Source organism: Phenylobacterium ferrooxidans, from assembly GCF_042714595.1.
GTDB classification, from domain to species: Bacteria; Pseudomonadota; Alphaproteobacteria; order Caulobacterales; family Caulobacteraceae; genus Phenylobacterium; species Phenylobacterium ferrooxidans.
The window spans coordinates 17,262-37,985 of sequence record NZ_JAOTJD010000040.1; the positions used below are offsets into that span (position 1 = coordinate 17,262).

Here is a 20,724-nt window from a genome sequence, read left to right on the forward strand (position 1 = left end):
GATGCAGCTGCTGCTCTCCGCCACCGCCTATGAGCGCGTAAAGGCCCGAATCGCCCCCTTCGTCGGCGAGCTGGACATCGTCACCGTGACCGGGCCCGACAGCTTCCAGCGCAACGGCCAGGATATCAGCGTTGAAGAGGTCGATCCCGAGATCGTCTGGACCACCCTGGACGCCTATGGCGGCGGCCTGCTGCCCACTCTCATGGGCCGCATTCTCAAGGGCTCGAAGACCCAATGGATGCAGACCTTCAACGCCGGCATCGACGCGCCCATCTTCAAGTCGGTGATGGCCAAGGGCGTGCGGCTGTCCAAGAGCAACGCCCAGGCCGTGGCCATCGCGGAATACGTGCTCGCCCATGCCCTCGCCCTCATCGCCCCGATCGCCGCTCAGCGCGACCTGCAGGCGAGAAAGGAATGGAAGTCGACGCCCTATCGGGAGATCAGCCAGACCCGCTGGACCCTCGTGGGCGCGGGCGCAATCGGCACGGAGATCGCCCGGCGCGCCAAGGCCTTCGGCGTCCACCTGACAGTCGTGCGCCATAGCGACAAGCCGGCCGAAATGGCCGACGCCACCATCAACATGGCCGGCTTGCCCCAGGCGTTGCCGCAGAGTGACGTGGTGGTCCTGGCCTGCGCCCTGAACGACGACACCCGCGACATGGCTGACGACGCCTTCTTCGAGGCCATGAAGCCTGGAGCCATCCTGATCAATATCGGCCGCGGCGGCCTGGTGGACGAGGACGCCCTCAAGCGCGGCCTCGAGGCCGGCAAGCCTGGCTATGCGGTGCTGGACGTCTTCCAGGTGGAGCCCCTGCCCGCCGACAGCTGGATGTGGGACCACCCCAATGTCCGGATCAGCGCCCACACCTCCAATTCCGGCCACGGCACGGCGGCGCGGGGGGACCAACTGTTCGTCGACAATCTACAACGCTTCCTGGCCGGCGACCCGCTGATCAACGAAGCCTCGCCCAGCGAGGTGGGACTCTAGAGGTAGGCCAGCAGCCGCGCGACCATCTCCGGTTGGCGGCGCACCCCGGCCTTGGCCATCACGCTCTTGACCTGGTTGCGGACCGTGGCGACCGCAGCGCCCCGCGCGGTGGCGATATCCCGCAGATTGGCGCATCAGTGGCCTTGTTTGAACAGTCCCGCGCGAGACGCGTGCGTATGGAAGTCGTGGCGAGTCGCGGCGACGCCAAGGCGTGGTCTTTAACCGCCCAGACGATCAAGAACCGCTTCTTTCAATGGGCCTTCGACCGCGGCATAGCCCGCGAGGTTCATCTGGTGGAGGGCGGCGGCGAGCGCTTGCGGCGGTCGGTCGAGCGCCTGCGCCGCGCCTATCTGCGCCACGACCGGCCGGTCGGCCCGTTGGCCCGTGTCGAGGCCGAGGCCTGGAGCGGGCCGCCTTCACCGCCCTCGCCGGCCCCCATCGCGGCGACCTGGTTCCGGCCCTCCAAGGGAGAGGACCGCGGCTTCGTCTTCTATGTGCATGGCGGATCCTTCGTCTGCGAGAAGAGCCCCCGGGTCACCCGCATGATCGCCAAGCTGGCCGCCGCGGCCGGCGCCAGGGTGTTCTCCCCCGACTACCGACTGGCGCCCGAGCATCCTTGCCCCGCCGGCATCGAGGACGTCGTGGCCGCCTGGGACTGGCTGGCCCTCACCTATCCTGATGAACCGCTGATCGCGGTGGCGCAGTCCTCCGGCGCGGCGATCCTGCTGGCGGCCCTGTGCCAGGTGCGCGACCAGGGCGGTCGTCTGCCGGAAGGGGTGCTGCTGTTCTCGCCCTGGGTGGACCTGTCGCTGCAGAGCTGGTCGGTGACGGCGGCCTCGCTGGCGGGGTCCACGCCCTACAGCATGGCCTCGCTTGGCGTGATGAGTCGCCTTTACCTGCAGGGGCGACCCGCCACCCATCCGGTGGCCTCGCCCATCTTCGGCGACCTCTCGGGCCTGCCTCCAATCCTGGTGCACGCCAGCCAGACCGACATCGTCTTTGATGACGCCAAACGCCTGGCCGACGCCGTCGAGGCCACGGGCGGCGAACTGACCCTGCGGGTGTGGCGCGGCCAGACCCACGTGTGGGAACGCACGGAGAGCGCAGAGGCCCGGCAGTCCCTGGAACTGGCGGCCGCCTTCATCGAGGCCCACGTGAGCGCCGCGGCATAGTCCATAGCAAGAGGGCGACACGTCGGTCGCCCGACATGCCGCCCTCTCATCCAGATCCCTTGCGGGAGCTGCGCTTCCAAGGTCAGTCGCCGCGTCGGTTTGCAGGTCGCCCTGCGCCGCTTCGCCTTCGACCGGTGTCGCCCGGGCTGGTTGCTGACAGGTCGCCCCGTCAGCCCCTTGCCTGGAACCTCCTGCCCGCCTGGTGACCCGGTTTCTCAGGTCCCCCGCGCCGCAGTCCCTCTCGGCCTCATGAGGGTCCGCCCATCGCGCCAAACCCGCAAGCGCGTTTTGGCCGCCACCGGTGGGTCAGCGGTGCACAAACGGTGCGTGACGGGTGGACGGCGGCTCGCAACCCGCGTCGCCCTAAGGGCGCGCGAACTATCCACCGCTTTGTGAGGGCGTCAGACCTCGACGACCTGCTTGCCGACCGGGGCCAGTGAGATCAGGGCCAGTTTCACGTGCTGCAGGGCGAAGGGGATGCCGATGATGGTGACCGCCAGGCCAAAGGCCATGACCAGGTGGCTGAGCGCCAGATACCAGCCCCCCAGGATGAACCAGACCACGTTCATCACGAAGCCCAGCGGACCAGTGCCCAGATCCTCGCGGCCGGTGTGCAGGTCGCGTGACACCACCTGGCGCCCGAAGGGCCAGGCGCTGAATCCGGCGAGGCGGAAGGCTGCGAACGCCCAGGGCAGGCCGACGATGGTGATGGCCAGCAACACCCCCGACAGCAGCCACAACAGGCCCGCGACGAACCCGCCCAGCACGAACCAGAGGATGTTGAGGAGCAGGCGCAACATCACTCTGCCGCGTTCGCCTTAGGCGCGCGTCGCACCTCGACCACCCGCACCCGCGTGCCGTCCAGCACCAGGGCAAGTTCGCCGCGCTTCAGCTTCAGGGCGTCCTCGCCGAAGGCCTCGCGGCGCCAGCCCACCAAGGCCGGGGTCTTGGCGTTGTCGTCATTGGCGATCTGCTCTAGGTCCGAGACCGTGGCGATCAGCTTGGACGCCACGCCGGAATCCTCGGCTCGCGCCTTGAGCAGCACCTTCAGCAGCTCCACCACCGCGCCGGCGGCCGGCGAGGCGGCGATCTTGCTGCGCTCGATGACCGGCGCGTAGGCGTCGGGGTCCTTGAGGGCTTCCTTGATGGCGTCCAGCAGGTCAGGTCCGAACCGCGAGCCCGAGAACCCCTTCGGAACCGACCGCAGGCGATCGACCGCGGCGGCGTCGGTGGGCGCCTGGGTCGCCAACTCGTCGATGGCCTCGTCCTTCAGTATGCGGCCGCGCGGCTGGTCACGCTGCTGGGCGGTGCGTTCGCGCCAGGCGGCGACGGCCTTGTAGACCGCGAGATATTTCGACGTATGCCGGCGCGGCTTGAGCCGCTTCCAGGCGTTCTCCGGCTCCACGTCGTAGACGGCAGGATCGCAGAGGTTCTGCATCTCGTCGTGCACCCAGCCCAATCGGCCTTCTTTTTCCAGCCGCGCCTTCAGCATCGGATAGAGGGCCGCCAGGTGGGTCACGTCGGCCAGCGCATAGGTCAGTTGGGCCTCGGAAAGCGGCCGCCGGGCCCAGTCCGTGAAGCGGCTGGACTTGTCCAACTCGATCTTCAGCATCTGGCGCACAAGGGCGTCATAGGCGATCTGCTCGCCATAGCCGGCCGCCATCCCCGCCACTTGGGTGTCGAAGAGAGGCTTCGGCATCGCTTTGAGATTATTGAAGATTTCAACATCCTGACGGGCAGCGTGGAACACCTTCTCGATGCTCTCGTCGCGCAGGATCTCCAGGAACGGCTCGAGGTCGAGACCCTCGGCCAGGGGATCGATAACGCACTCGGCGTTGGGGGCGGCGGCCTGGATCAGACAGAGCTTGGGCCAGTAGGTCGTCTCGCGCATGAACTCGGTGTCCACGGCGACGAAAGGCTGGCCTTTGATTTTGTCACAGTACGCCGCCAGTTCGGCGGTGGTTGTAATCGGCGTCATCAATTAGCTATAGCCCCGCGCACGCCCGAGTCTGCAACCCCGGCGGCGAATTTCTTGAGGCCTATTTCTCCATGACCGACCGTCCGAACGGCCTCACCTATGCTCAAGCCGGCGTCGACATCGACGCGGGCAACGCCCTGATCGAGCGTATCAAGCCCCTGGCCAAGGCCACCCGACGCCCCGGCGCGGACGCGGCGCTCGGCGGTTTCGGCGCGCTCTTCGACCTGAAGGCGGCCGGCTATGCCGATCCCCTGCTGGTTTCCACCACAGATGGCGTCGGCACCAAGCTCAAGGTGGCCATCGACACCGGCATGCACGACACCGTCGGCATCGACCTGGTGGCCATGTGCGTCAACGACCTGCTGGCCCAGGGCGCCGAGCCCCTGCTGTTCCTGGACTATTTCGCCACCGGCAAGCTCAACGTCGAGGAAGCGACCCGCGTCGTCAGCGGCATCGCCGAGGGCTGCCGCCAGGCCGGCGCGGCCCTGGTGGGCGGCGAGACCGCCGAAATGCCGGGCATGTACCGCGAGGGCGACTATGACCTGGCCGGCTTCTCCGTCGGCGCCGTTGAGCGTGGCTCGGTGCTGCCGCGCATGGACGACCAGAAAGCCGGCGACCTGATCATCGGCCTCGGGTCCAGTGGTCCGCACTCCAACGGCTATTCTCTGGTCCGCCGCATCGTCGAGCGCTCGGGCCTGGCCTGGGCCGACCCGGCCCCCTTCGCCGAGGGTCAGACCTTGGCTCAGGCGCTGATGGCCCCGACCCGCATCTACATCAAGAGCGTCCTGCCGCAGATCAAGGCCGGCCTCGTCAAGGGCTGCGCCCACATCACCGGCGGAGGCCTGATCGAGAACCCGCCTCGCGCCATCGCCGAGGGCCTGACGGCCAATTTCGACTGGAACGCCTGGCCCCTGCCCCCGGTCTTCGCCTGGATGCAGCAGGTGGGTGGCGTGTCCGACCACGAACTGCGCCGCACCTTCAACTGCGGCGTGGGCCTGATCCTGATCGTGGCGCCCGGCGACGCGCCTGCGGTGCTGGAGGCTCTCCTGGCCGCGGGCGAAGACGCCTTCGTCTGCGGCGAGCTTGCCGCAGGCTAGCGCCCATCTTCGGCCACACAACCGCCGAGTTAAGGCCAAGCTACCGAAAATAAAGAGAGTTTTTTCGGAACAGCCCCTCGCCTCGCGCCTTTTCCACCTGGAATTGAGGATGCGATGACCCGGGAGCAACAGATCGAGCAGGAGGCGCGCGACCTCTGGAAGGCCATGAAGGAAGGGTCCCCGCCCTGTGGCCTGCACGGATCAGACTTGATCGACGCCCTGGTGAGGGGATCGGAGGCGCCCCCCTACGAACGCCTCCACTCGCCCTTCCTCCGCGACAGCCAGATCCGCCGCCCGCGCTAGAGACCTCGGAAGTTGGGCGTCCGCTTCTGGTTGAAGGACGCCACGCCCTCCCGGCGATCCTGCGTGGTGAACAGCTGGTTGTAAGCGTCGAGCTCAAGAGCCATCGCCTCATCCAGCGGCAGCACCGCCCCTCCCCGCACCACCCGCTTCAGCGCCCGCACCGATAGCGGCGCCTTGGACGCGATCAGGGCCGCGCGCTCGAGAACCCTCGGCAGAAGATCCTCCGCCCCGCACACTCGATTGACGATCCCGATCGCCAGGGCCTCGGCCGCATCGATGGGCGCGCCCGACATCAACAGCTCCGACGCCCGCCTCTCCCCCACCGCCCGGGTCAGCAACTGGGTGCCGCCCAGCCCGGGAATGATCCCAAGCCCCGCCTCCGGCAAACCGATCCGCGCGGTCTCCGAAGCCCATGCGAAATCGCAGGCCAGGGCCATCTCCGCCCCGCCGCCCATGGCCGCGCCGTTCACCGCCGCGATCACCGGGAAGGGACAGGCCAGCTGGGCGCGGATCATGTCCTCGAACAGTCGATGCTGCTCGGACCAGGCCGCGTCGGACATGCCGTCGCGTTCCTTCAGGTCGGCGCCGGCGCAGAAGAACCGCCCCGCCCCGGTTAGGACCACGGCGCGCACCTGTTCGTCGTCCGCGATCCGCATCCACAGGGCCAGCAGTTCGCGGCCCATGGCGGTGTTCAGGGAGTTGGCGGCCTCAGGTCGCGACAGGGTGACGACCAGCAGGCCGGGGCCCGTCTCCTCGACGGCGATGGTCTGGTTCATTTGCTCTCCGGTCCGGCGATGATCTTGGCGTCGTGCAGCCTGGCGATCTCGACCCCGGACATGTCCAGGAGCTCCGCCAGCACCTCGTCGGTATGCTGGCCCAGCTTCGGCGCAGGACGCACGTCGCCGCGGTCGTCCTGGGGAATGGTGGCCATGGCGCCCGGCGCCGGATAGTTCAGCCCGCTCGGGTGGCGCACATCCTGGAACACCGGGTTGGCCTTGAAGAGGCGCGGGTCTTCCAGCGCCGCCTCCAGGGTCTGGTAGGCGCCCCAGGTCACCCCGCCTAGGTCGAAGGCCGGGGTCAGCTCGGCGGCGGTCCTGGCCGCGAACGCCCGCTCGAACAGCGGATAGAGCCGCGCGCGGTGGGTGAACCTCAAGCCCTCGTCAGTGGCGAAGGAGACACCCAGCTCGGCCTCGACGGCGGCGGCCTCGGCGACGATCCCCAGCGTCTCCAGGGCCTTACTCCACTGCTTGGGCGTGATCGCCAGCAGCATCAGTTTCTGGCCGTCCTTGGTGGTGAAGTCGCGACCGAAGGCGCCGTAGATGTCGTTGCCCATGCGCGGCCGCTGGTGGCCCGCCAGCAGGGTCTCGGCGGTGAAGCCCAGATTGGCCATGGTCGCCGCCCCGATGTCCGACAGCGGCGCGCGGATCTCCCGCCCGCCCTGGCCGCGCATCCGCGCCAGCAAGGCTGAGACCAGGGCGAAGGCGCAATAGGCTCCGGTCAGCAAGTCCCAGGCCGCCAGAACATGGTTCACGGGCCGATCGTCGCCCACCGGCCCGGTCATCAATGGCAGGCCGAGCGCCGAGTTGATCGTGTAGTCCATGCCCTGGGAGCCGTCGGCCCAGCCCATCACCCGAACGCAGATCAGATCGGCCCGGATGGCGCTGAGCTTTTCGTAAGAAAGGAAGCCGTCCACCGGGAAGTTGGTGACGAACAGCCCGCCGTCCTCGCCCGGCGCGGCGGCCAGCCGCTGGGCCAGCTCCCGGCCCTCGGGGCGGGCCAGATCGAGGGCCACCGACATCTTGCCCTTGTTCAGCCCCTCCCAATAGAGGCTGTCGCCCCCCTCGGAGAGCGGCCATCGCCGGAAGTCAGGCCCGCCGCCGATATTGTCGAAGCGGATCACCTGGGCGCCCATCTGCGCCAGGTACAGCCCACAGGTCGGCCCCGCCACGAAGGCCGAGCCCTCGACGACGCGAAGGCCTTTCAGCAGGTCATACATTCAGTGCTCCTGGCCGGAGGCCGAAGGGATATTGAACCACGAACCTCACGAACCCACACGAACGGGCGGAGCTGGCCGAGCCTTCCCGGAAAGCGTTTGTGTGGGTTCGTGAGGTTCGTGGTTCAATATCTTGATAGCTCCGCGGTCCGATCGTCTAAGGCCTTCGCCGGGTCAGAAACTCTTTGGCATGCCGAGCACGTGGGTGCCCACGTGACTCAGGATCAGGTTCGTGGAGATCGGCGCCACCTGGTAGAGCCGCGTCTCGCGGAACTTGCGCTCGATGTCGTACTCCTCGGCGAAACCAAAGCCGCCATGGGTCTGCAGGCAGGTGTCGGCGGCGAACCAGGACGCCTCGGACGCCACCATCTTCGCCATATTGGCCTCGGTCCCGCAGGGCTCGCCGGCGTCGAACATCGTCGCGGCCTTGTCCACCATCAGCGAGGCCGCGGTCATCTGGACATGGGCCCGGGCGATGGGGAACTGCACCCCCTGGTTCTGGCCGATGGGCCGGCCGAACACCTCCCGCCCGGTGGCGTAGGCGCTGGCCCGGTCGATGAAGAACTTGGCGTCGCCGATGCACTCGGCCGCGATCAGGATCCGCTCGGCGTTCATGCCGTCCAGGATGTAGCCGAACCCCTTGCCCTCCTCGCCGATCAGATTGGCGGCAGGAACTTGCAGATTGTCGAAGAACAGCTCGGTGGTGGCGTGGTTCAGCATGGTGCGGACCGGATTGATAGTCAGGCCGCGGCCGACCGCGTCGCGCATGTCCACCAGCAGCACGCTCATCCCCGCCGTGGGCTTGGCGGCGTCTTCCCGCGCGGTGGTCCGGCACAGCAGGATCATCAGGTCGGAATGTTCGGCCCGGCTGATCCACAGCTTCTGGCCCGTGACGAAATAGCTGTCCCCCTCGCGTCGCGCGAAGGTGGAGATGCGGGTGGTGTCGGTGCCCGCGGTGGGCTCCGTCACCCCGAAGGCCTGCAGGCGCAGCTCGCCGCTGGCGATCTTCGGCAGATAGGCCTGCTTCTGCGCCTCGCTCCCGTGCCGCAGCAAGGCGCCCATGGTGTACATCTGGGCGTGACAGGCGCCCCCGTTGCAGCCCGACCGGTGGATCTCCTCCAGCACCGCCGTGGCCGCCGCCAGGCCCAGGCCAGACCCGCCATAGGCCTCGGGGATCAGCACCGACAGGAAGCCGGCCTCCGTCAGGGCCGTCACGAACTCGGTGGGATAGATGCGGTCGCGGTCCAGCGCCCGCCAATAGGCTCCCGGGAACTGGGCGCAGAGGCGGCGCACCGCATCGCGGATCTCGGGGAAGGTCTCACCCGCTGCTGCGCCCACGAAAAAGCCCTCCCTGCGACCAGCCTTGGCTAGCGCATGGAGGGCTCCTTGGAAACGGTGACGCGGCGTCCGCTAGCGGACCACGGGCCGCTTAGCCAACGATGTCTTCGTCCTTGAAGAACTGGGCGATCTCGATCTTGGCGTTGTCGACGGAGTCCGAACCGTGCACCGAGTTCTCGCCGACGTTCAGGGCGAACAGCTTGCGGATGGTGCCCTCGGCGGCTTGTTCGGGGTTGGTGGCGCCCATGACTTCGCGATAGCGGGCCATGGCGTTGTCGCCTTCCAGGACCTGCACGACCACGGGGGCCGAGGTCATGGTCTCGACGAGTTCGCCGTAGAAGGGACGCTCGGCGTGCACTTCGTAGAACTTCTTGGCTTGGGCTTCAGTCATCTGGATCCGGCGCTGGGCGACGATGCGCAGGCCCGCGTCTTCGATCACCGCGTTGATCTTGCCGGTCAGGTTCCGCTTGGTGGCGTCCGGCTTGATGATCGAGAAGGTGCGTTCAGTCATGGTCTTTGGCTTGTTCTTTGTATTCGGGGCGCGGCCGTCCGCGCCGAAGGGTGCGGGCTTATAGCCGCCGGAGGTGACAGCGCCAAGGCAGGTTACGCGCGACTGCGGCGCCGACCTCTGTTATGGAGCCCGCGTCATCGAGAGACGGTTGATCAGCTCCTAGTCAACGCCGCGAGCGACGACATCTGCGGCGGCCGCACGGCGACGCTTTTCTCTCCTCCTGCTTTGTAAGTTCGACTCCCATGCTTCAGATCCACGAACTCGTCTTTGACTCCTGGGGCCGTCGCTTCTTCGACGACGCCACCATCAGCCTGCCCGTGGGCTCAAAGGTCGGCCTGGTGGGCCGCAACGGCGTGGGCAAGTCGACCCTGTTCAAGCTGATCCTAGGTCAGCTTCACCAGGGTTCGGGCGAGATCGGCTATCCGAAGGCCGCCCGCATCGCCTCGGTGGACCAGGAGCACCCGGCCACCCCGGTGACCCTGATGGACACCGTGCTGGCCGCCGACGTCGAACGCGAGACACTGACCGCGTCGCTGGACACCGCCGAGCCCGAGCATCTGGGCGAGATCTATGCCCGGCTCAGCGAGATCGGGGCCGACCGCGCCCCCAGCCGGGCGGCGGAAATCCTGTCCGGCCTGGGCTTCTCGCACGCCGACCTGGCCCGCCCGATGGCGGAGTTCTCCGGCGGCTGGCGGATGCGCGTGGCCCTGGCCGCGGCCCTGTTCGCCGAACCCGACCTGCTGCTGCTGGACGAACCCACCAACTATCTCGACCTGGAAGGCGCGCTCTGGCTTGAGGCGCGGCTGAAGAAGTACCCCAACAGCGCCATCATCATCAGCCACGACCGCGAGATCCTGAACAATTCGGTGGACCACATCCTCCACCTGCACTCGGGTAAGCTCGACCTCTATCCCGGCAACTACGACAACTTCGAAACCCAACGCGCCGAGCGCGCCCGCCTGCTGGAATCCAACAAGTCCAAGATCGACGCTCAGCGCGCCCACCTGCAGGCCTTCGTCGACCGCTTCCGGGCCACCGCATCCAAGGCCACCCAGGCCCAGTCGCGCCTGAAGCAACTGGCCAAGCTGCCGCCGGTCTCCGTCGTCGCGGCCGAGCGCACCGCCCCCTTCATCCTGCCCTCGCCTGAGCGCCCCGTGCCGCCGCCCCTGATCCGCCTGGAAGGCGCCTCGGCGGGCTATGACGGCTCGCCGATCCTGCGCAACATGGACTTGCGGCTGGACCTGGACGACCGCATCGGCCTGCTGGGCGTCAACGGCGCCGGCAAGTCCACCTTCGCCAAGCTGATCGCCGGCGCTCTGCAGGTCATGCACGGCGACCTGCGCCGCGACCGTCGCCTGAAGGTGGGCTGGTTCCACCAGCATCAGATCGAGGCGCTCGACCCCTCCGACACCCCGCTGGAGATCATCCGCCGGGCCATGCCCGAGGCCAGCGACGCGGCGCGCCGCTCGCGCCTGGCCCAGTTCGGCATGGGCGTGCAGAAGGTCGAGACCACGGTCGCCAACCTGTCGGGCGGCGAACGGGCCCGCCTGCTGTTGAACATGGTGGCCATGGAGGCTCCTCACCTCCTGATCCTCGATGAGCCCACCAACCACCTGGACATCGACAGCCGCCGCGCCCTGCTGGACGCGCTGAACGAATATGCCGGGGCGGTCATCCTGATCACCCACGACCGCTCGCTGATGGAGCTGGTGGCCGACCGTCTGTGGCTGGCCGCCGACGGCACCATCGCGCCCTTCAACGGCGACATGGACGACTACGCGAAGCTGGTGATCGACCGCGCCCGCCAGGCCGCCAAAGGTCCGTCGCAGGTTCCGCAGGCCGCAGCGCCCCCGGCGGCCAAGGCCGCCCCCAAGGCCAAGGTCCCCACCGGCACTGCACGCCGCCGCGCCGAGCAGGCCGAAGCCGCGCTGGGCCGCGCCACCGCGGCCGTCGCCGACCTCGACAAGGCTCTCACCGATCCCACGGTCTTCACCAAGGATCCCGGCAAGGCCGCCCGCCTGGGCGCCGACCGCGCCAAGGCCCAGGCCGCCCTCGACGCGGCCGAGCAGGAGTGGATGGCGGCCGTGGAAGCCTACGAGGCGTTGAAGGCCGACGCCTGAGGCCGCTCGCGAGTTCGCCAACCGGACGGGAGCCCGAGCGTCAACGGAAACTGCGCGGTTAGGGTTTACATCCGCTCACCTTCTTTATTGTCCCTCTCGCAAGGGGGCCTGCCCATAACTGGCTGATAGTTTGAAGCTATTAGCACCAGAGGCGGGGCATGCGGCTCGTTACAATTGGCAGTCTTGGCGCCTCGGTCGCCCTTGGCCTCGGCGCCATCATCGTGGCCCGCGTCGCCTTGCCGGACACCGGAAAGGTGCAGGCGGCGCAGGTTGTCATCTCCCCCATGGCCAACGCGGTTTCGGTGGTCGTGGCGTCCCGCGACATCGCCTATGGCGAACGCCTGGAGGCCGGTCACCTGAAGCTGATCCGCATCCCCAAGGACGGCGCCCCGGTTAACGCCTTCGGGTCCGTGGCCCAGGTCCTGGCGCAGGATCACGGCGGCGCCCCGGTCGCCCTGACCCTGATCGCGGCCCGCGAGCCCCTGCTGCCGGCCAAGCTCTCCGGACCCGGGGCCCGCCCCTCAGTGGCGGCCGAGCTGGAACCCGGCATGCGCGCCTACGCCATCGGCGTGAACGACATCTCCGGCGTCGGCGGCCACGCCCTGCCGGGCGACCGCGTGGACGTGGTGATGATGCGCAACCTGACCCCCAACGGCCCGAACAAGGTTCTGACCTCCCAGCTGGTGGTCCAGAACGTCCGCGTCCTCGGGGTTGATCTCAACGCCGACCCCACCTCCACAAAGGCCGAGAAGCCCTCGACCACGACCCTGGAGGTCAGCGTCAAGGACGCCCAGAAGCTCGCCATGGCCGCGGAACTGGGCTCCCTTTCGCTCGCGCTACGCCCGCTCGGCGCCTCGGATGTCGAACCGGTGGCCGAGCTCTCGGCGCCGCCGCCCCGCGCCCGGGGCCCTGCCCTCCGGGCCTCGGCGTCCGGCGCCGCCTCGGGCGGCCGCATCACCATCGTCGAAGGCGAGAATTCCGCCCCGGCCGCCAGCCCCAAGCCCGCGGCCTAAGGACACCACAGCCATGCTCCGCTCCCCCCTCATCGGCGCGCTCGCCGGCGCCCTGGTTCTCGGCGCCGCCTTGCCCGTCGCGGCCGAACAGTTCTCCAGCGAGGCCGCCCGGTCTCGCGTCATCAGCGTGCCGCGCAACAAGTCGGCATCCTTCCGGCTGGACAGCCCCGCCAGCAAGATCGTGGTGGCCCAGCCCGAGACCGCCCAGATCGTCGCCACCACCGACCGCAGCTTCTATGTGCGCGGCAAGGCCCTGGGCTCCACCAACCTGCTGATCTACGGCGCGGGCGGCGCCCTGCAGGAGGTGGTGGACGTCCGGGTCGGCTACGACGCCGAAGCCTTGCAGGAGGACCTAACTGCCGCCCTCCCCGGCGAGATGATCCAGGTCCGCAATCTCGGCGAAGGCCTGCTGCTGGCTGGCGACGTCTCCACCACCGCCGCGGCCGCCAAGGCCAAGAGCCTGGCCGAGAAGTTCGCGCCTGGCTCGGTCACCTCGGCCCTGACCGTGCGCGCCTCGCAGCAGGTGATCCTGGAGGTCCGGGTCCTGGAGGCCAGCCGCTCCTCGCTGAAGGACATCGGCTTCAACATCAACGCCAGCAACGGCTCCACCTTCGCCCTGCAGACCGGCACGGGCCTGATCGGCAACACCGCGCCCCAGGGCGGCCTGTCACTCCGCGGCTCGATCGGCAGCGCCACCATCGACGTGGTGCTGCGCGCGCTGGAGGAGAAGGGCGTCATCCGCACCCTCGCCAAGCCGAACCTCGTGGCGCTGTCTGGCGAAAAGGCCAGCTTCCTGGCCGGCGGCGAATTCCCCTTCCCGGTCCCCAACGGCCGCGACAGCGTCACCATCGAGTTCCGCCCCTTCGGCGTGACCTTGGACTTCCAACCCACCGTGCAGGACAACGGCCTGATCCGGCTGCAGGTGGCCCCGGAGGTCAGCCAGCTCGACAGCCGCACGCCCCTAAAGCTGAACGGCATCGAGATCCCCAGCCTGGTGGTCCGCCGCGCCAACACCACCGTGGAGCTGCGCTCGGGCGAGAGCTTCGCGATCGCAGGCCTGTTCCAGCAGGACTACTCCAACGCCGTGCGACAACTGCCTGGGGTCGGCGACGTCCCGGTCCTGGGCAGCCTGTTCCGCTCCTCGCGCTGGAAGAAGGCCGAGACCGAGCTGGTCATCATCGTCACCCCACGCATGGCCGGCGAGGAGGACTATCGCGCCACCTCCACCATCATGGCCGGCAATGAGGCCACCGCCATCGACCTGATCCTCAATGGCCTGGCCCTCGACAAGCCTCTGGCCAAGGTCGAGGGCTCGGCCCGGACCGGGGCCCCCACATGAGCAACTGGAGCCTTCTGGGCCGCCGGGTCCTGGCGATCGGCGACAGCCTCGCCCCCCTGGCGCGCGGCCCCCTGTTCGGCGCGGCCATGGAGGTCGCGGGCCTCAACCGCCTCTCCGACCTGCGCCCCGGGATGACCGACCTCATCCTGATCGACGCCGACCACGCCGAGCCCGCCGCCCTGGCCGCCGCCGTGGCCACCCTGTCCCAGGTCGTCGACCTGCCGCCGACCCTCTTCCTCGGCGCACATCTGCCGGCCGGCCTGGTACGCGCCCTGATGCGCCTGCCCCACGCCGACGTGGTGGAGACCCCCTTCACCCACGAACAGTTGCAGAACGCCATCTACGCCCTGCTGGACCAGGCCGCCGCCCAGGCGCCCAGCGCCCAGGGACACCGCTCCCGGTGCTGGTCGGTGATGGGCGCAGTCGGCGGCGCCGGCGCCACCATGGCGGCCATCGAGATCGCCAGCGCGCTCGCCGCCCGGTCCTCGCGCGCCAACAGCGTCTGCCTCATTGACCTGCACTTGGCCGACGGCGCCTGCGCCCCCTATCTCGGCGCCACGCCCTCGATGGGCCTGGCCGAATTCGGCCCCGCCGCCGAGCGCATGGACGCCGCCCTGCTGGCCGCCTTCGCCACCCCGGTCGGCAAGGGCCTGGACCTGCTGGCCTGCCCCCGTGATCCGACCGCCTTCAACGCCATCTCCCGCGAAGCTGTCCTGCGCATCCTGGAAATCGCCTGCGAGGCCTACGACCACGTGGTCCTCGACATGCCCCGCCACCGCCATTCCTGGACCCTGGACGCCCTGGCCGGCTCCGACGAGGTGGTCGTGGTCTCCGAGCTGACTGTGCCGGCGCTGCTGGCCGCCCGCGCTCTGTCCGACGAGGTGGAGGCCGCCGCGGGTCTGCGCCCCCGCATCGTGCTCAACCGGCTCGCCAACCGCATGTTCGGCCCCGCCCCCTCCACCGCCGAAGCCGAGAAGGCTCTGCAGCGTAAGGCCGATGGCGCCATCGCGTCCGACTGGGACGCCGCGGCGGCCTCGGTGAACCTGGGCGGCGCCATCAGCCAGCACCGGCCCAAGTCGAAGATCGTCCGCGATATCGCGTCCCTGGTGGACCGCATGCTGGCCGACCGCGGCCGCCGCGCGCCCCAGCCGGTTCCCGCCGCCACCTCCTCGCGAGCCGCCTGATGGGACGCTTCAGCCCCGCCAAGCCCGTCGCCCTGGAAGTCATCGAGACGCAAGAGCCAGGGCCCGCGCCGGAACGCGCGCCGCCACCGCCCGCCGCCAGCGCTATGGCCGAGAGCCAGATGCTCGACATCAAGCTCAAGTTGCACGCGCAACTGATTGAAGAACTTGATCTATCCAAGCTTGAATCGGTTGGTGAGAAGGAGCTTCGCCGCCAGGTGATGGTGCTGGTGGGCGACTTCGCCCGCGCCGAGCGCCTGGTGCTCAACACCGCCGAACTCGAGGACCTGGGCTCCTCGGTCTATGACGAGATGATGGGTCTGGGCCCCCTTGAGCCCCTGCTCAAGGATGACAGCATCAATGACATCCTGATCAACGGCCCCTTCCAGGTCTATGTCGAGCGCCGCGGCGAGCTGGAGCCCACGGCCGTCCGCTTCCGCGACAACGATCACCTGCTGCGGATCGTCAACCGCATCGTCGCCGGGGTCGGCCGCCGCATCGATGAGAGCCAGCCCATGGTCGACGCCCGCCTGCCCGACGGCAGCCGGGTCAACGCCGCCATCGCCCCCATCGCCATCGATGGGGCCTGCGTCTCGATCCGCAAGTTCTCCAAGAAGCCCTACACCCTGGAAAAGCTGGTGGACGTGGGCGCCATGCCTCAGTGCGTCGCCGACTTCCTGCACGGCGCCATCAAGGCCCGCGTCTCCACCGTGATCTCCGGCGGCACCGGCTCGGGCAAGACCACCCTGCTCAACGCGCTCTCGGCCGCCATCAGCCACAAGGAGCGGCTGATCACCATCGAGGACGCCGCCGAGCTGCAGATGCAGCAGCCGCACATCGTGCGCCTGGAGACCAGGCCCCCCAATATCGAGGGCAAGGGCGAGATCCGTCAACGCGAGCTGGTGAAGAACGCCCTGCGCATGCGGCCCGACCGGGTGATCCTGGGGGAAGTCCGGGGCGAGGAAGCCTTCGACATGCTTCAGGCCATGAACACCGGCCACGAGGGCTCCATGGCCACCATCCACGCCAACACGCCCCGCGACGCCATCACCCGCCTGGAGCAGATGGTGGCCATGTCGGGGATGAAGCTGTCGCCTGAGGCGGTGCGCGGCCAGATCGCCTCGGCGGTGGGCCTGATCATCCAGATCATGCGTCTCTCGGACGGCAAGCGGAAGCTGATGAGCGTCACCGAGATCACCGGCATGGAAGGCCAGGTGGTGCAGATGCAGGAGATCTTCTTCTTCAACCGCCTGCACACCACCGCTGACGGCGTGGTGCACGGCGAGTTCCGCGCCAGCGGCCTGCGGGCCCGCTGCCTGGACGAGATGACCCGCCGCGGCATCGCCTACGACACCGCCAACTTCGACCCGTCGCGGGTGCTGGGTTGATGGGGTTCGACGCCAAGAGCGCCTATCTGGTCCTGGTCTTCGCGGCCGTCTTCGCCGCCGGCCAGGCCTGTTTCGGCCTGCTGGGAACCGCCAAGGTCAGGCGCAAGGTCAATCAGCGCCTGAAGGTCTCCGAGCGTATCGGCGGCATCCAGGAGCTGGTGGTGGAGCTGCGCAAGCAGCGCGGCCTCACCGCCGCCGGCGACCTGCGGGCCGGGGTGAAGTGGCTGGCCGAACTGATCGTCCGCTCCGGCGTGCCCTATGACCCCAGGAAGTGGCTGATGGCGGTGATAGCCGCGGCGGTCGCAGGCGCCGTCCTCCTGGCCTTCTTCACCCACAGCCTGCTGATGGCGCCGGTGGGCGCGATCGTGTTCGGCGGCGCGGGGCCCATCTTCTTCCTGAGGTTCATGGCCGGCCGCCGGTCCAAGGCCCTGGGTCACCAGCTGCCCCAGGGCCTGGAGATCATTGTCCGCAGCCTTGAGGCCGGCCATCCGGTCCCCACCGCCATCCAGCTTGTGGGCCGCGAGATGGCTGATCCCATCGGCTCGGAGTTCGGCATGGCCGCCGACGAGATCGCCTATGGCGCCACCCTCGAACAGGCCATCGGCCGGATGTCCCAGCGCTGCCAGCACCCCGATGTCGACCTGTTCGCCGCCACCGTGCGCCTGCAGGAACGGGCCGGCGGCAACCTGACCGGCCTGCTGAAGCTCAACGCCGCCACCGTGCGCGAGCGCCACCGCATGCGCCTGAAGATCAAGGCCGCTTCGGCCGAGGGGCGCATCTCGGCCCTCATCCTCACCGCCGCCCCCTTCATCGCCGGCGGCGCCATCCACCTGATGTCGCCCGACTTCTATGGCGAGGTCCTGGGAGAGCCCTTCATCCAGACCGGCCTGATCGCCATGGGCATATGGATCGCCATCGGCAACCTGATCATGCGCCGCATGGTCGACATGCGGATCTAGGCCATGGACCTGCAGACCCTCATCCTTTGGTTCGGCCTAGCCCTGGTCGGCCTCGGCGTGGCCGGCGGCGGCGTGCTGGTCATGGGCGAGCTTCGCGTGCGCGCCCTGCGCAAGGCCCGCTTCCAGGACCCCGCCGGCCCTGCGGTCGAGGCGAACCGGGGCGAGGTACGCATCCTGGGCCAGGTCACCGCCAGCGTGCGCCGCCTGGGCCAGCAGGCCGCCGTCCGCGATCCGTCCAAGGTCTCGGACGTCCGCATGCGCCTGGTCCGCGCCGGCTTCTTCGGCCGTGAAGCCGCCATCTACTATCTTGGCGCCCGCGCCGCCGCCCTGGCCGCCGCCACCCTGGGGACCATTGTCCTGCTGCCCTTCGCCCTGAAGCCGGGCCACGGCATGGCCCCGGTGCTGCTGGCCGCGATCCTGGCCCTCATCGCCCTGCTCGGCCCCGACCAGGTCCTCTCCATGCGCCAGAAGGACCGGGAGCGGGAATATGCCGACGGCTTCCCCGACCTGCTGGACCTGCTGGTGGCCTCCGTCGAGGCGGGCCTCTCCCTCGACGCCGCCGTGGGCCGGGTCACCGACGAGCTGGCCCGCCGCTATCCGCGCCTGACCATCCACCTGCGCATGCTGACCCTGGAACTCCGCGCCGGCAAATCTCGCAAGGAGGCCTGGACCGCCTTCGCCGACCGCCTGGGCATCGACGACGCGCGCGCCTTCGCCACCATGCTGCGCCAGGCCGAGGACATGGGCACCAGCCTGGGGGAGACCCTGTCGGTCTTCTCCCAGGACATGCGCCAGAAGCGGATGCTGCGGGCCGAGGAAAAGGCTCTGGCCCTGCCGGTGAAGCTCACCGTCCCCCTGATCCTGTTCATCTTCCCCTGCCTGCTGGGGGTGCTGCTGCTCCCCGCCGCCTTCCGGCTGACCCAGGTCTTCAACTAGGCACAGGAACCTTGGCCGCCTCGTCCAGCAGCCAGTCCCGGAACGCCGAGGCCGCCGGCCGGGCAGGTCCCGGCGGCAGGATCAGGTAGAACTGGGCGGGCGTCCGCACGAAACCCACCGGAGCCGCCAGCCGCCCCGCCTCGATGTCCGCTGCCACATAGACGAAGGGGCTGAGCCCCACGCCCAGGCCGGCCACCGCCGCCTCCAGCATGTAGAACAGGTGCTCGAACTCCCGGTTCTGCGCCGCCTCGGGCAACGAGAGCCCGGTGTGGCTTTCCCACTCCGACCAGGCCTGCAGGTGGGGCCGGGTGTGCAGTCGCGGCAGGCTGGCGAAGGCCTTTACCCCAGGCGTGGCGCCGGTCAGCTGCGGCGCGGCTACCGGGCCATGGAAATTGTCGAGAAAGGCGATGGCCTCTCCGCCGTGGGCCGGCACGTGCTCGGTCAGCCGGATGGCGGCGTCATAGCGCTCGCGGGCGAAATCAGCCGGCGCGAAGCTCTCGGTCACCCGCACCCGCAGGCCCGGATGCCGGTCATGGAACGACCCGAGCCGCGGGATCAGCCACCGCATGGCGAAGGTGCCCAGGCAGGACAGGTGCAGCTCGGTGTCAGCCGCCGACCTCAGGTCCGCCAGGGTCCGCTCAACCCGGTCAAAGGCCCCCGACAGCGACGCCGCCAGCCGCTCGCCGGCGTCGGTCAGCTTCAGCCGGTGCCGCGGCCCTTCGGTGAGCGCCAGGCCCACCGACTCCTCCAGGCTGCGGATCTGCCGGCTGATCGCACCGTGGGTGACGCACAGCTCATCGGCCGCCGTGGTCATCTTGCCCAGCCGCGCGAACGCCTCGAAGGCGCGCAGGGCGGTCAGGGGCGGAAGCGAACGTCGTGTCATCGCCAGCTCTGTGATCTCAGCTCACAAGAATAGCACCGTTATATCGTTTGTTGCGATGCATCAATTTCTCCCATCTTCGCGCGAGGTCACCGACCGAGGGACAAGCTGATGAGCGACACCGCCACATTCGATTGGGCCCCGGCGCCCCGCGCCCCTTTCCGGCCGGCCACGCCTGAGCGCCCCGAGGACTGGCTGCCGGTGTGGCGGATCTTCGTGGACAAGGAGGCTCAGAACGCTCTCAACGGCTGGCCGAAACAGGCCTTCGACGACCACTACAAGGCCCGCAGGGTCCTCACCCTGAACTACCACTTCATCAGCGACCCGGCCGCCATCCAGCACGTCCTGATGGACAAGCTCGGCAATTATCAGAAGCCCCCGCTGGTGAATAAGATGCTCAGCGTCGCCCTGGGTCAGGGCCTGCTCACCACCGACGGGGAGGCCTGGCGCGAGCAGAGGCGGATGATGGCCCCGGTCTTCACCCCGCACATGGTCACCGAGTTCACCCCGACCTTCGTCCGCATCGCCCAGCAGACCGGCGACCGCTGGGCCACCGGCGACAGTGACGTCGTCGACGTGGCGGCCGAAAGCCTGCGCACCACCTTCGACATCATCAACGCCACCCTCTTCTCGTCAGCCGCCGGCTTCACGGCGCAGGAGGCGTCCGGCCACATGGCCGCGGTGATGAAGGCCCTGACCCAGTACCGCCTGGGCCCGATCATCGGCATGCCCTGGCTCGACCAGAATCCGGTCCAGTGGCGGGGCGCAGCGGGCCGCCGCTTCATCATCGACCGGCTGGCGGAGTTCATCGCCCGGCGGCAGGCCGACCCCGCCCCGCCCCAGGACTTCATGACCCGGGTGATCGACGCCTTCAGCGCCACCCATCCGCCCAAGGAGGCCGCCAGGCTGGCCCTCGACAACGCCGTCACCTTCCTGGGGGCCGGCCACGAGACCACCGCCAACGCCCTGACCTGGGCCCTCTACCTGCTCAGTCGCGACCGTCAGGCCCAGGAATGGGCCGGCGAGGAGGCGCGCGCCGCCTGGGACACCGGGGGAACCCCCGAGGAGGTCCTGACCCGCCTGCCCTATCTGAAGATGGTCTGGGAGGAGACCCTGCGCCTCTACCCACCGGCCGTGCGCATCGACCGCGAGGCCCTGGTCGACGACGAGCTCTGCGGCCACCGGGTGCGCAAGGGCGACCAGGTTTCGATCTGGCCCTGGATCGTCCACCGCCACCGCCGGCTGTGGAACGACCCCGACGCCTTCAATCCGGAGAACTTCCACCCGGAGGCCAAGGCCGCGCACCACCGCTTCCAGTACATCCCCTTCGGCGCCGGGCCGCGGGTCTGCATCGGAGCGGCCTTCGCCCAGGCCGAGGGCCTGCTGGTGCTCTCCCACTGGCTGGCCCGGTTCCGCTTCCGCCCTGTCGCCGGCCACACCGTCGAACCCACCGGCGACATCGCCATCCGCCCGAAGAGCGGCCTGCCGCTGATCGTGGAGCAGGTGTAGGCGTCCCGCCCCGTGTGGC

General features: G+C 68.9%; 19 protein-coding genes. 12 read left to right on the forward strand and 7 right to left on the reverse strand.

The window, feature by feature from the left end:
• Position 1: 1 nt before the first annotated feature.
• Positions 2 to 988, forward strand: coding sequence for an NAD(P)-dependent oxidoreductase (locus OCL97_RS17840; protein ID WP_377371174.1), 987 nt, complete (start codon positions 2 to 4; stop codon positions 986 to 988).
• Positions 989 to 1,164: 176 nt separating this feature from the next.
• Positions 1,165 to 2,160, forward strand: a complete 996-nt coding sequence (locus OCL97_RS17845; RefSeq protein WP_377371203.1) for an alpha/beta hydrolase fold domain-containing protein — start codon at positions 1,165 to 1,167, stop codon at positions 2,158 to 2,160.
• Positions 2,161 to 2,561: 401 nt separating this feature from the next.
• Here the strand turns inward: OCL97_RS17845 and OCL97_RS17850 are convergent, their stop codons facing one another.
• Both OCL97_RS17850 and rnd read right to left on the reverse strand, forming a co-directional pair.
• Positions 2,562 to 2,960 (reverse strand): YccF domain-containing protein, encoded by a 399-nt coding sequence (locus OCL97_RS17850; protein ID WP_377371175.1) that lies wholly within the window; start codon positions 2,958 to 2,960, stop codon positions 2,562 to 2,564.
• Complete coding sequence (rnd, locus tag OCL97_RS17855; protein ID WP_304783332.1) at positions 2,960 to 4,138, reverse strand: ribonuclease D; 1,179 nt, start codon at positions 4,136 to 4,138, stop codon at positions 2,960 to 2,962. The genes OCL97_RS17850 and rnd overlap by 1 nt, the downstream gene beginning before the upstream one ends.
• Positions 4,139 to 4,209: 71 nt before the next feature.
• Between rnd and purM the strand changes: the two genes are divergently transcribed.
• Complete coding sequence (purM, locus tag OCL97_RS17860; RefSeq protein ID WP_377371176.1) at positions 4,210 to 5,235, forward strand: phosphoribosylformylglycinamidine cyclo-ligase; 1,026 nt, start codon at positions 4,210 to 4,212, stop codon at positions 5,233 to 5,235.
• A gap of 114 nt (positions 5,236 to 5,349) precedes the next feature.
• Positions 5,350 to 5,538, forward strand: coding sequence for a hypothetical protein (locus OCL97_RS17865; protein ID WP_304783338.1), 189 nt, complete (start codon positions 5,350 to 5,352; stop codon positions 5,536 to 5,538).
• On the opposite strand, the gene OCL97_RS17870 is transcribed toward OCL97_RS17865, so the two are convergent.
• The 4 genes from OCL97_RS17870 to ndk all read right to left on the reverse strand — a co-directional run bounded on the left by OCL97_RS17870 (position 5,535) and on the right by ndk (position 9,380).
• Positions 5,535 to 6,314: an enoyl-CoA hydratase/isomerase family protein gene (locus tag OCL97_RS17870; protein ID WP_377371177.1), complete on the reverse strand. Its 780-nt coding sequence runs from the start codon at positions 6,312 to 6,314 to the stop codon at positions 5,535 to 5,537. The two genes, OCL97_RS17865 and OCL97_RS17870, sit on opposite strands and share 4 nt — an antisense overlap.
• Positions 6,311 to 7,534 carry a CoA transferase gene (locus tag OCL97_RS17875; RefSeq protein WP_377371178.1) on the reverse strand — a complete coding sequence of 408 codons (1,224 nt, stop codon included), beginning with the start codon at positions 7,532 to 7,534 and terminating at the stop codon, positions 6,311 to 6,313. Before OCL97_RS17875 ends, OCL97_RS17870 begins: the two co-directional genes overlap by 4 nt.
• Positions 7,535 to 7,705: 171 nt before the next feature.
• Entirely contained in the window at positions 7,706 to 8,869 is a 1,164-nt protein-coding gene (locus OCL97_RS17880) for an acyl-CoA dehydrogenase family protein (protein WP_377371179.1), read from the reverse strand.
• Between the two features lie 91 nt (positions 8,870 to 8,960).
• Entirely contained in the window at positions 8,961 to 9,380 is a 420-nt protein-coding gene (gene ndk, locus OCL97_RS17885; protein WP_304783349.1) for a nucleoside-diphosphate kinase, read from the reverse strand.
• Positions 9,381 to 9,622: 242 nt separating this feature from the next.
• Here ndk and OCL97_RS17890 point away from each other — a divergent pair, with 242 nt between their 5' ends.
• The 7 genes from OCL97_RS17890 to OCL97_RS17920 all read left to right on the forward strand — a co-directional run bounded on the left by OCL97_RS17890 (position 9,623) and on the right by OCL97_RS17920 (position 18,316).
• Positions 9,623 to 11,500: an ABC-F family ATP-binding cassette domain-containing protein gene (locus OCL97_RS17890; RefSeq protein ID WP_377371180.1), complete on the forward strand. Its 1,878-nt coding sequence runs from the start codon at positions 9,623 to 9,625 to the stop codon at positions 11,498 to 11,500.
• A gap of 158 nt (positions 11,501 to 11,658) precedes the next feature.
• On the forward strand, positions 11,659 to 12,513 hold the full coding sequence (gene cpaB / locus OCL97_RS17895) for a Flp pilus assembly protein CpaB (RefSeq protein ID WP_377371182.1): 855 nt from the start codon (positions 11,659 to 11,661) through the stop codon (positions 12,511 to 12,513).
• Positions 12,514 to 12,526: 13 nt separating this feature from the next.
• Positions 12,527 to 13,852 carry a type II and III secretion system protein family protein gene (locus OCL97_RS17900; RefSeq protein WP_377371183.1) on the forward strand — a complete coding sequence of 442 codons (1,326 nt, stop codon included), beginning with the start codon at positions 12,527 to 12,529 and terminating at the stop codon, positions 13,850 to 13,852.
• Positions 13,849 to 15,036: an AAA family ATPase gene (locus OCL97_RS17905; RefSeq protein WP_377371184.1), complete on the forward strand. Its 1,188-nt coding sequence runs from the start codon at positions 13,849 to 13,851 to the stop codon at positions 15,034 to 15,036. The genes OCL97_RS17900 and OCL97_RS17905 overlap by 4 nt, the downstream gene beginning before the upstream one ends.
• Entirely contained in the window at positions 15,036 to 16,421 is a 1,386-nt protein-coding gene (locus OCL97_RS17910; protein ID WP_377371185.1) for a CpaF family protein, read from the forward strand. Before OCL97_RS17905 ends, OCL97_RS17910 begins: the two co-directional genes overlap by 1 nt.
• The gene (locus tag OCL97_RS17915) at positions 16,421 to 17,380 is read left to right on the forward strand and encodes a type II secretion system F family protein (RefSeq protein ID WP_377371186.1); all 960 of its coding nucleotides are present in this window, start codon (positions 16,421 to 16,423) and stop codon (positions 17,378 to 17,380) included. Before OCL97_RS17910 ends, OCL97_RS17915 begins: the two co-directional genes overlap by 1 nt.
• Before the next feature lie 3 nt (positions 17,381 to 17,383).
• Entirely contained in the window at positions 17,384 to 18,316 is a 933-nt protein-coding gene (locus tag OCL97_RS17920; RefSeq protein ID WP_305703439.1) for a type II secretion system F family protein, read from the forward strand.
• On the opposite strand, the gene OCL97_RS17925 is transcribed toward OCL97_RS17920, so the two are convergent.
• The gene (locus OCL97_RS17925) at positions 18,309 to 19,199 is read right to left on the reverse strand and encodes a LysR substrate-binding domain-containing protein (RefSeq protein ID WP_377371187.1); all 891 of its coding nucleotides are present in this window, start codon (positions 19,197 to 19,199) and stop codon (positions 18,309 to 18,311) included. The two genes, OCL97_RS17920 and OCL97_RS17925, sit on opposite strands and share 8 nt — an antisense overlap.
• A 108-nt stretch (positions 19,200 to 19,307) precedes the next feature.
• On the opposite strand from OCL97_RS17925, the gene OCL97_RS17930 reads away from it, so the two are divergent.
• Entirely contained in the window at positions 19,308 to 20,705 is a 1,398-nt protein-coding gene (locus tag OCL97_RS17930; protein WP_377371188.1) for a cytochrome P450, read from the forward strand.
• Positions 20,706 to 20,724: the final 19 nt, after the last annotated feature.

Bases quoted from the DNA above. Each gene is read 5' to 3' on its own strand.
- OCL97_RS17850 (WP_377371175.1), bottom strand. From the start codon at position 2,960: ATGTTGCGCCTGCTCCTCAACATCCTCTGGTTCGTGCTGGGCGGGTTC.
- OCL97_RS17875 (WP_377371178.1), bottom strand. From the start codon at position 7,534: ATGTATGACCTGCTGAAAGGCCTTCGCGTCGTCGAGGGCTCGGCCTTC.
- rnd (WP_304783332.1), bottom strand. From the start codon at position 4,138: ATGACGCCGATTACAACCACCGCCGAACTGGCGGCGTACTGTGACAAA.
- OCL97_RS17840 (WP_377371174.1), top strand. From the start codon at position 2: ATGCAGCTGCTGCTCTCCGCCACCGCCTATGAGCGCGTAAAGGCCCGA.
- OCL97_RS17905 (WP_377371184.1), top strand. From the start codon at position 13,849: ATGAGCAACTGGAGCCTTCTGGGCCGCCGGGTCCTGGCGATCGGCGAC.
- OCL97_RS17910 (WP_377371185.1), top strand. From the start codon at position 15,036: ATGGGACGCTTCAGCCCCGCCAAGCCCGTCGCCCTGGAAGTCATCGAG.
- OCL97_RS17845 (WP_377371203.1), top strand. From the start codon at position 1,165: ATGGAAGTCGTGGCGAGTCGCGGCGACGCCAAGGCGTGGTCTTTAACC.
- purM (WP_377371176.1), top strand. From the start codon at position 4,210: ATGACCGACCGTCCGAACGGCCTCACCTATGCTCAAGCCGGCGTCGAC.
- OCL97_RS17900 (WP_377371183.1), top strand. From the start codon at position 12,527: ATGCTCCGCTCCCCCCTCATCGGCGCGCTCGCCGGCGCCCTGGTTCTC.
- ndk (WP_304783349.1), bottom strand. From the start codon at position 9,380: ATGACTGAACGCACCTTCTCGATCATCAAGCCGGACGCCACCAAGCGG.
- OCL97_RS17930 (WP_377371188.1), top strand. From the start codon at position 19,308: ATGAGCGACACCGCCACATTCGATTGGGCCCCGGCGCCCCGCGCCCCT.
- OCL97_RS17870 (WP_377371177.1), bottom strand. From the start codon at position 6,314: ATGAACCAGACCATCGCCGTCGAGGAGACGGGCCCCGGCCTGCTGGTC.
- OCL97_RS17920 (WP_305703439.1), top strand. From the start codon at position 17,384: ATGGACCTGCAGACCCTCATCCTTTGGTTCGGCCTAGCCCTGGTCGGC.
- OCL97_RS17915 (WP_377371186.1), top strand. From the start codon at position 16,421: ATGGGGTTCGACGCCAAGAGCGCCTATCTGGTCCTGGTCTTCGCGGCC.
- OCL97_RS17890 (WP_377371180.1), top strand. From the start codon at position 9,623: ATGCTTCAGATCCACGAACTCGTCTTTGACTCCTGGGGCCGTCGCTTC.
- OCL97_RS17925 (WP_377371187.1), bottom strand. From the start codon at position 19,199: ATGACACGACGTTCGCTTCCGCCCCTGACCGCCCTGCGCGCCTTCGAG.
- cpaB (WP_377371182.1), top strand. From the start codon at position 11,659: ATGCGGCTCGTTACAATTGGCAGTCTTGGCGCCTCGGTCGCCCTTGGC.
- OCL97_RS17865 (WP_304783338.1), top strand. From the start codon at position 5,350: ATGACCCGGGAGCAACAGATCGAGCAGGAGGCGCGCGACCTCTGGAAG.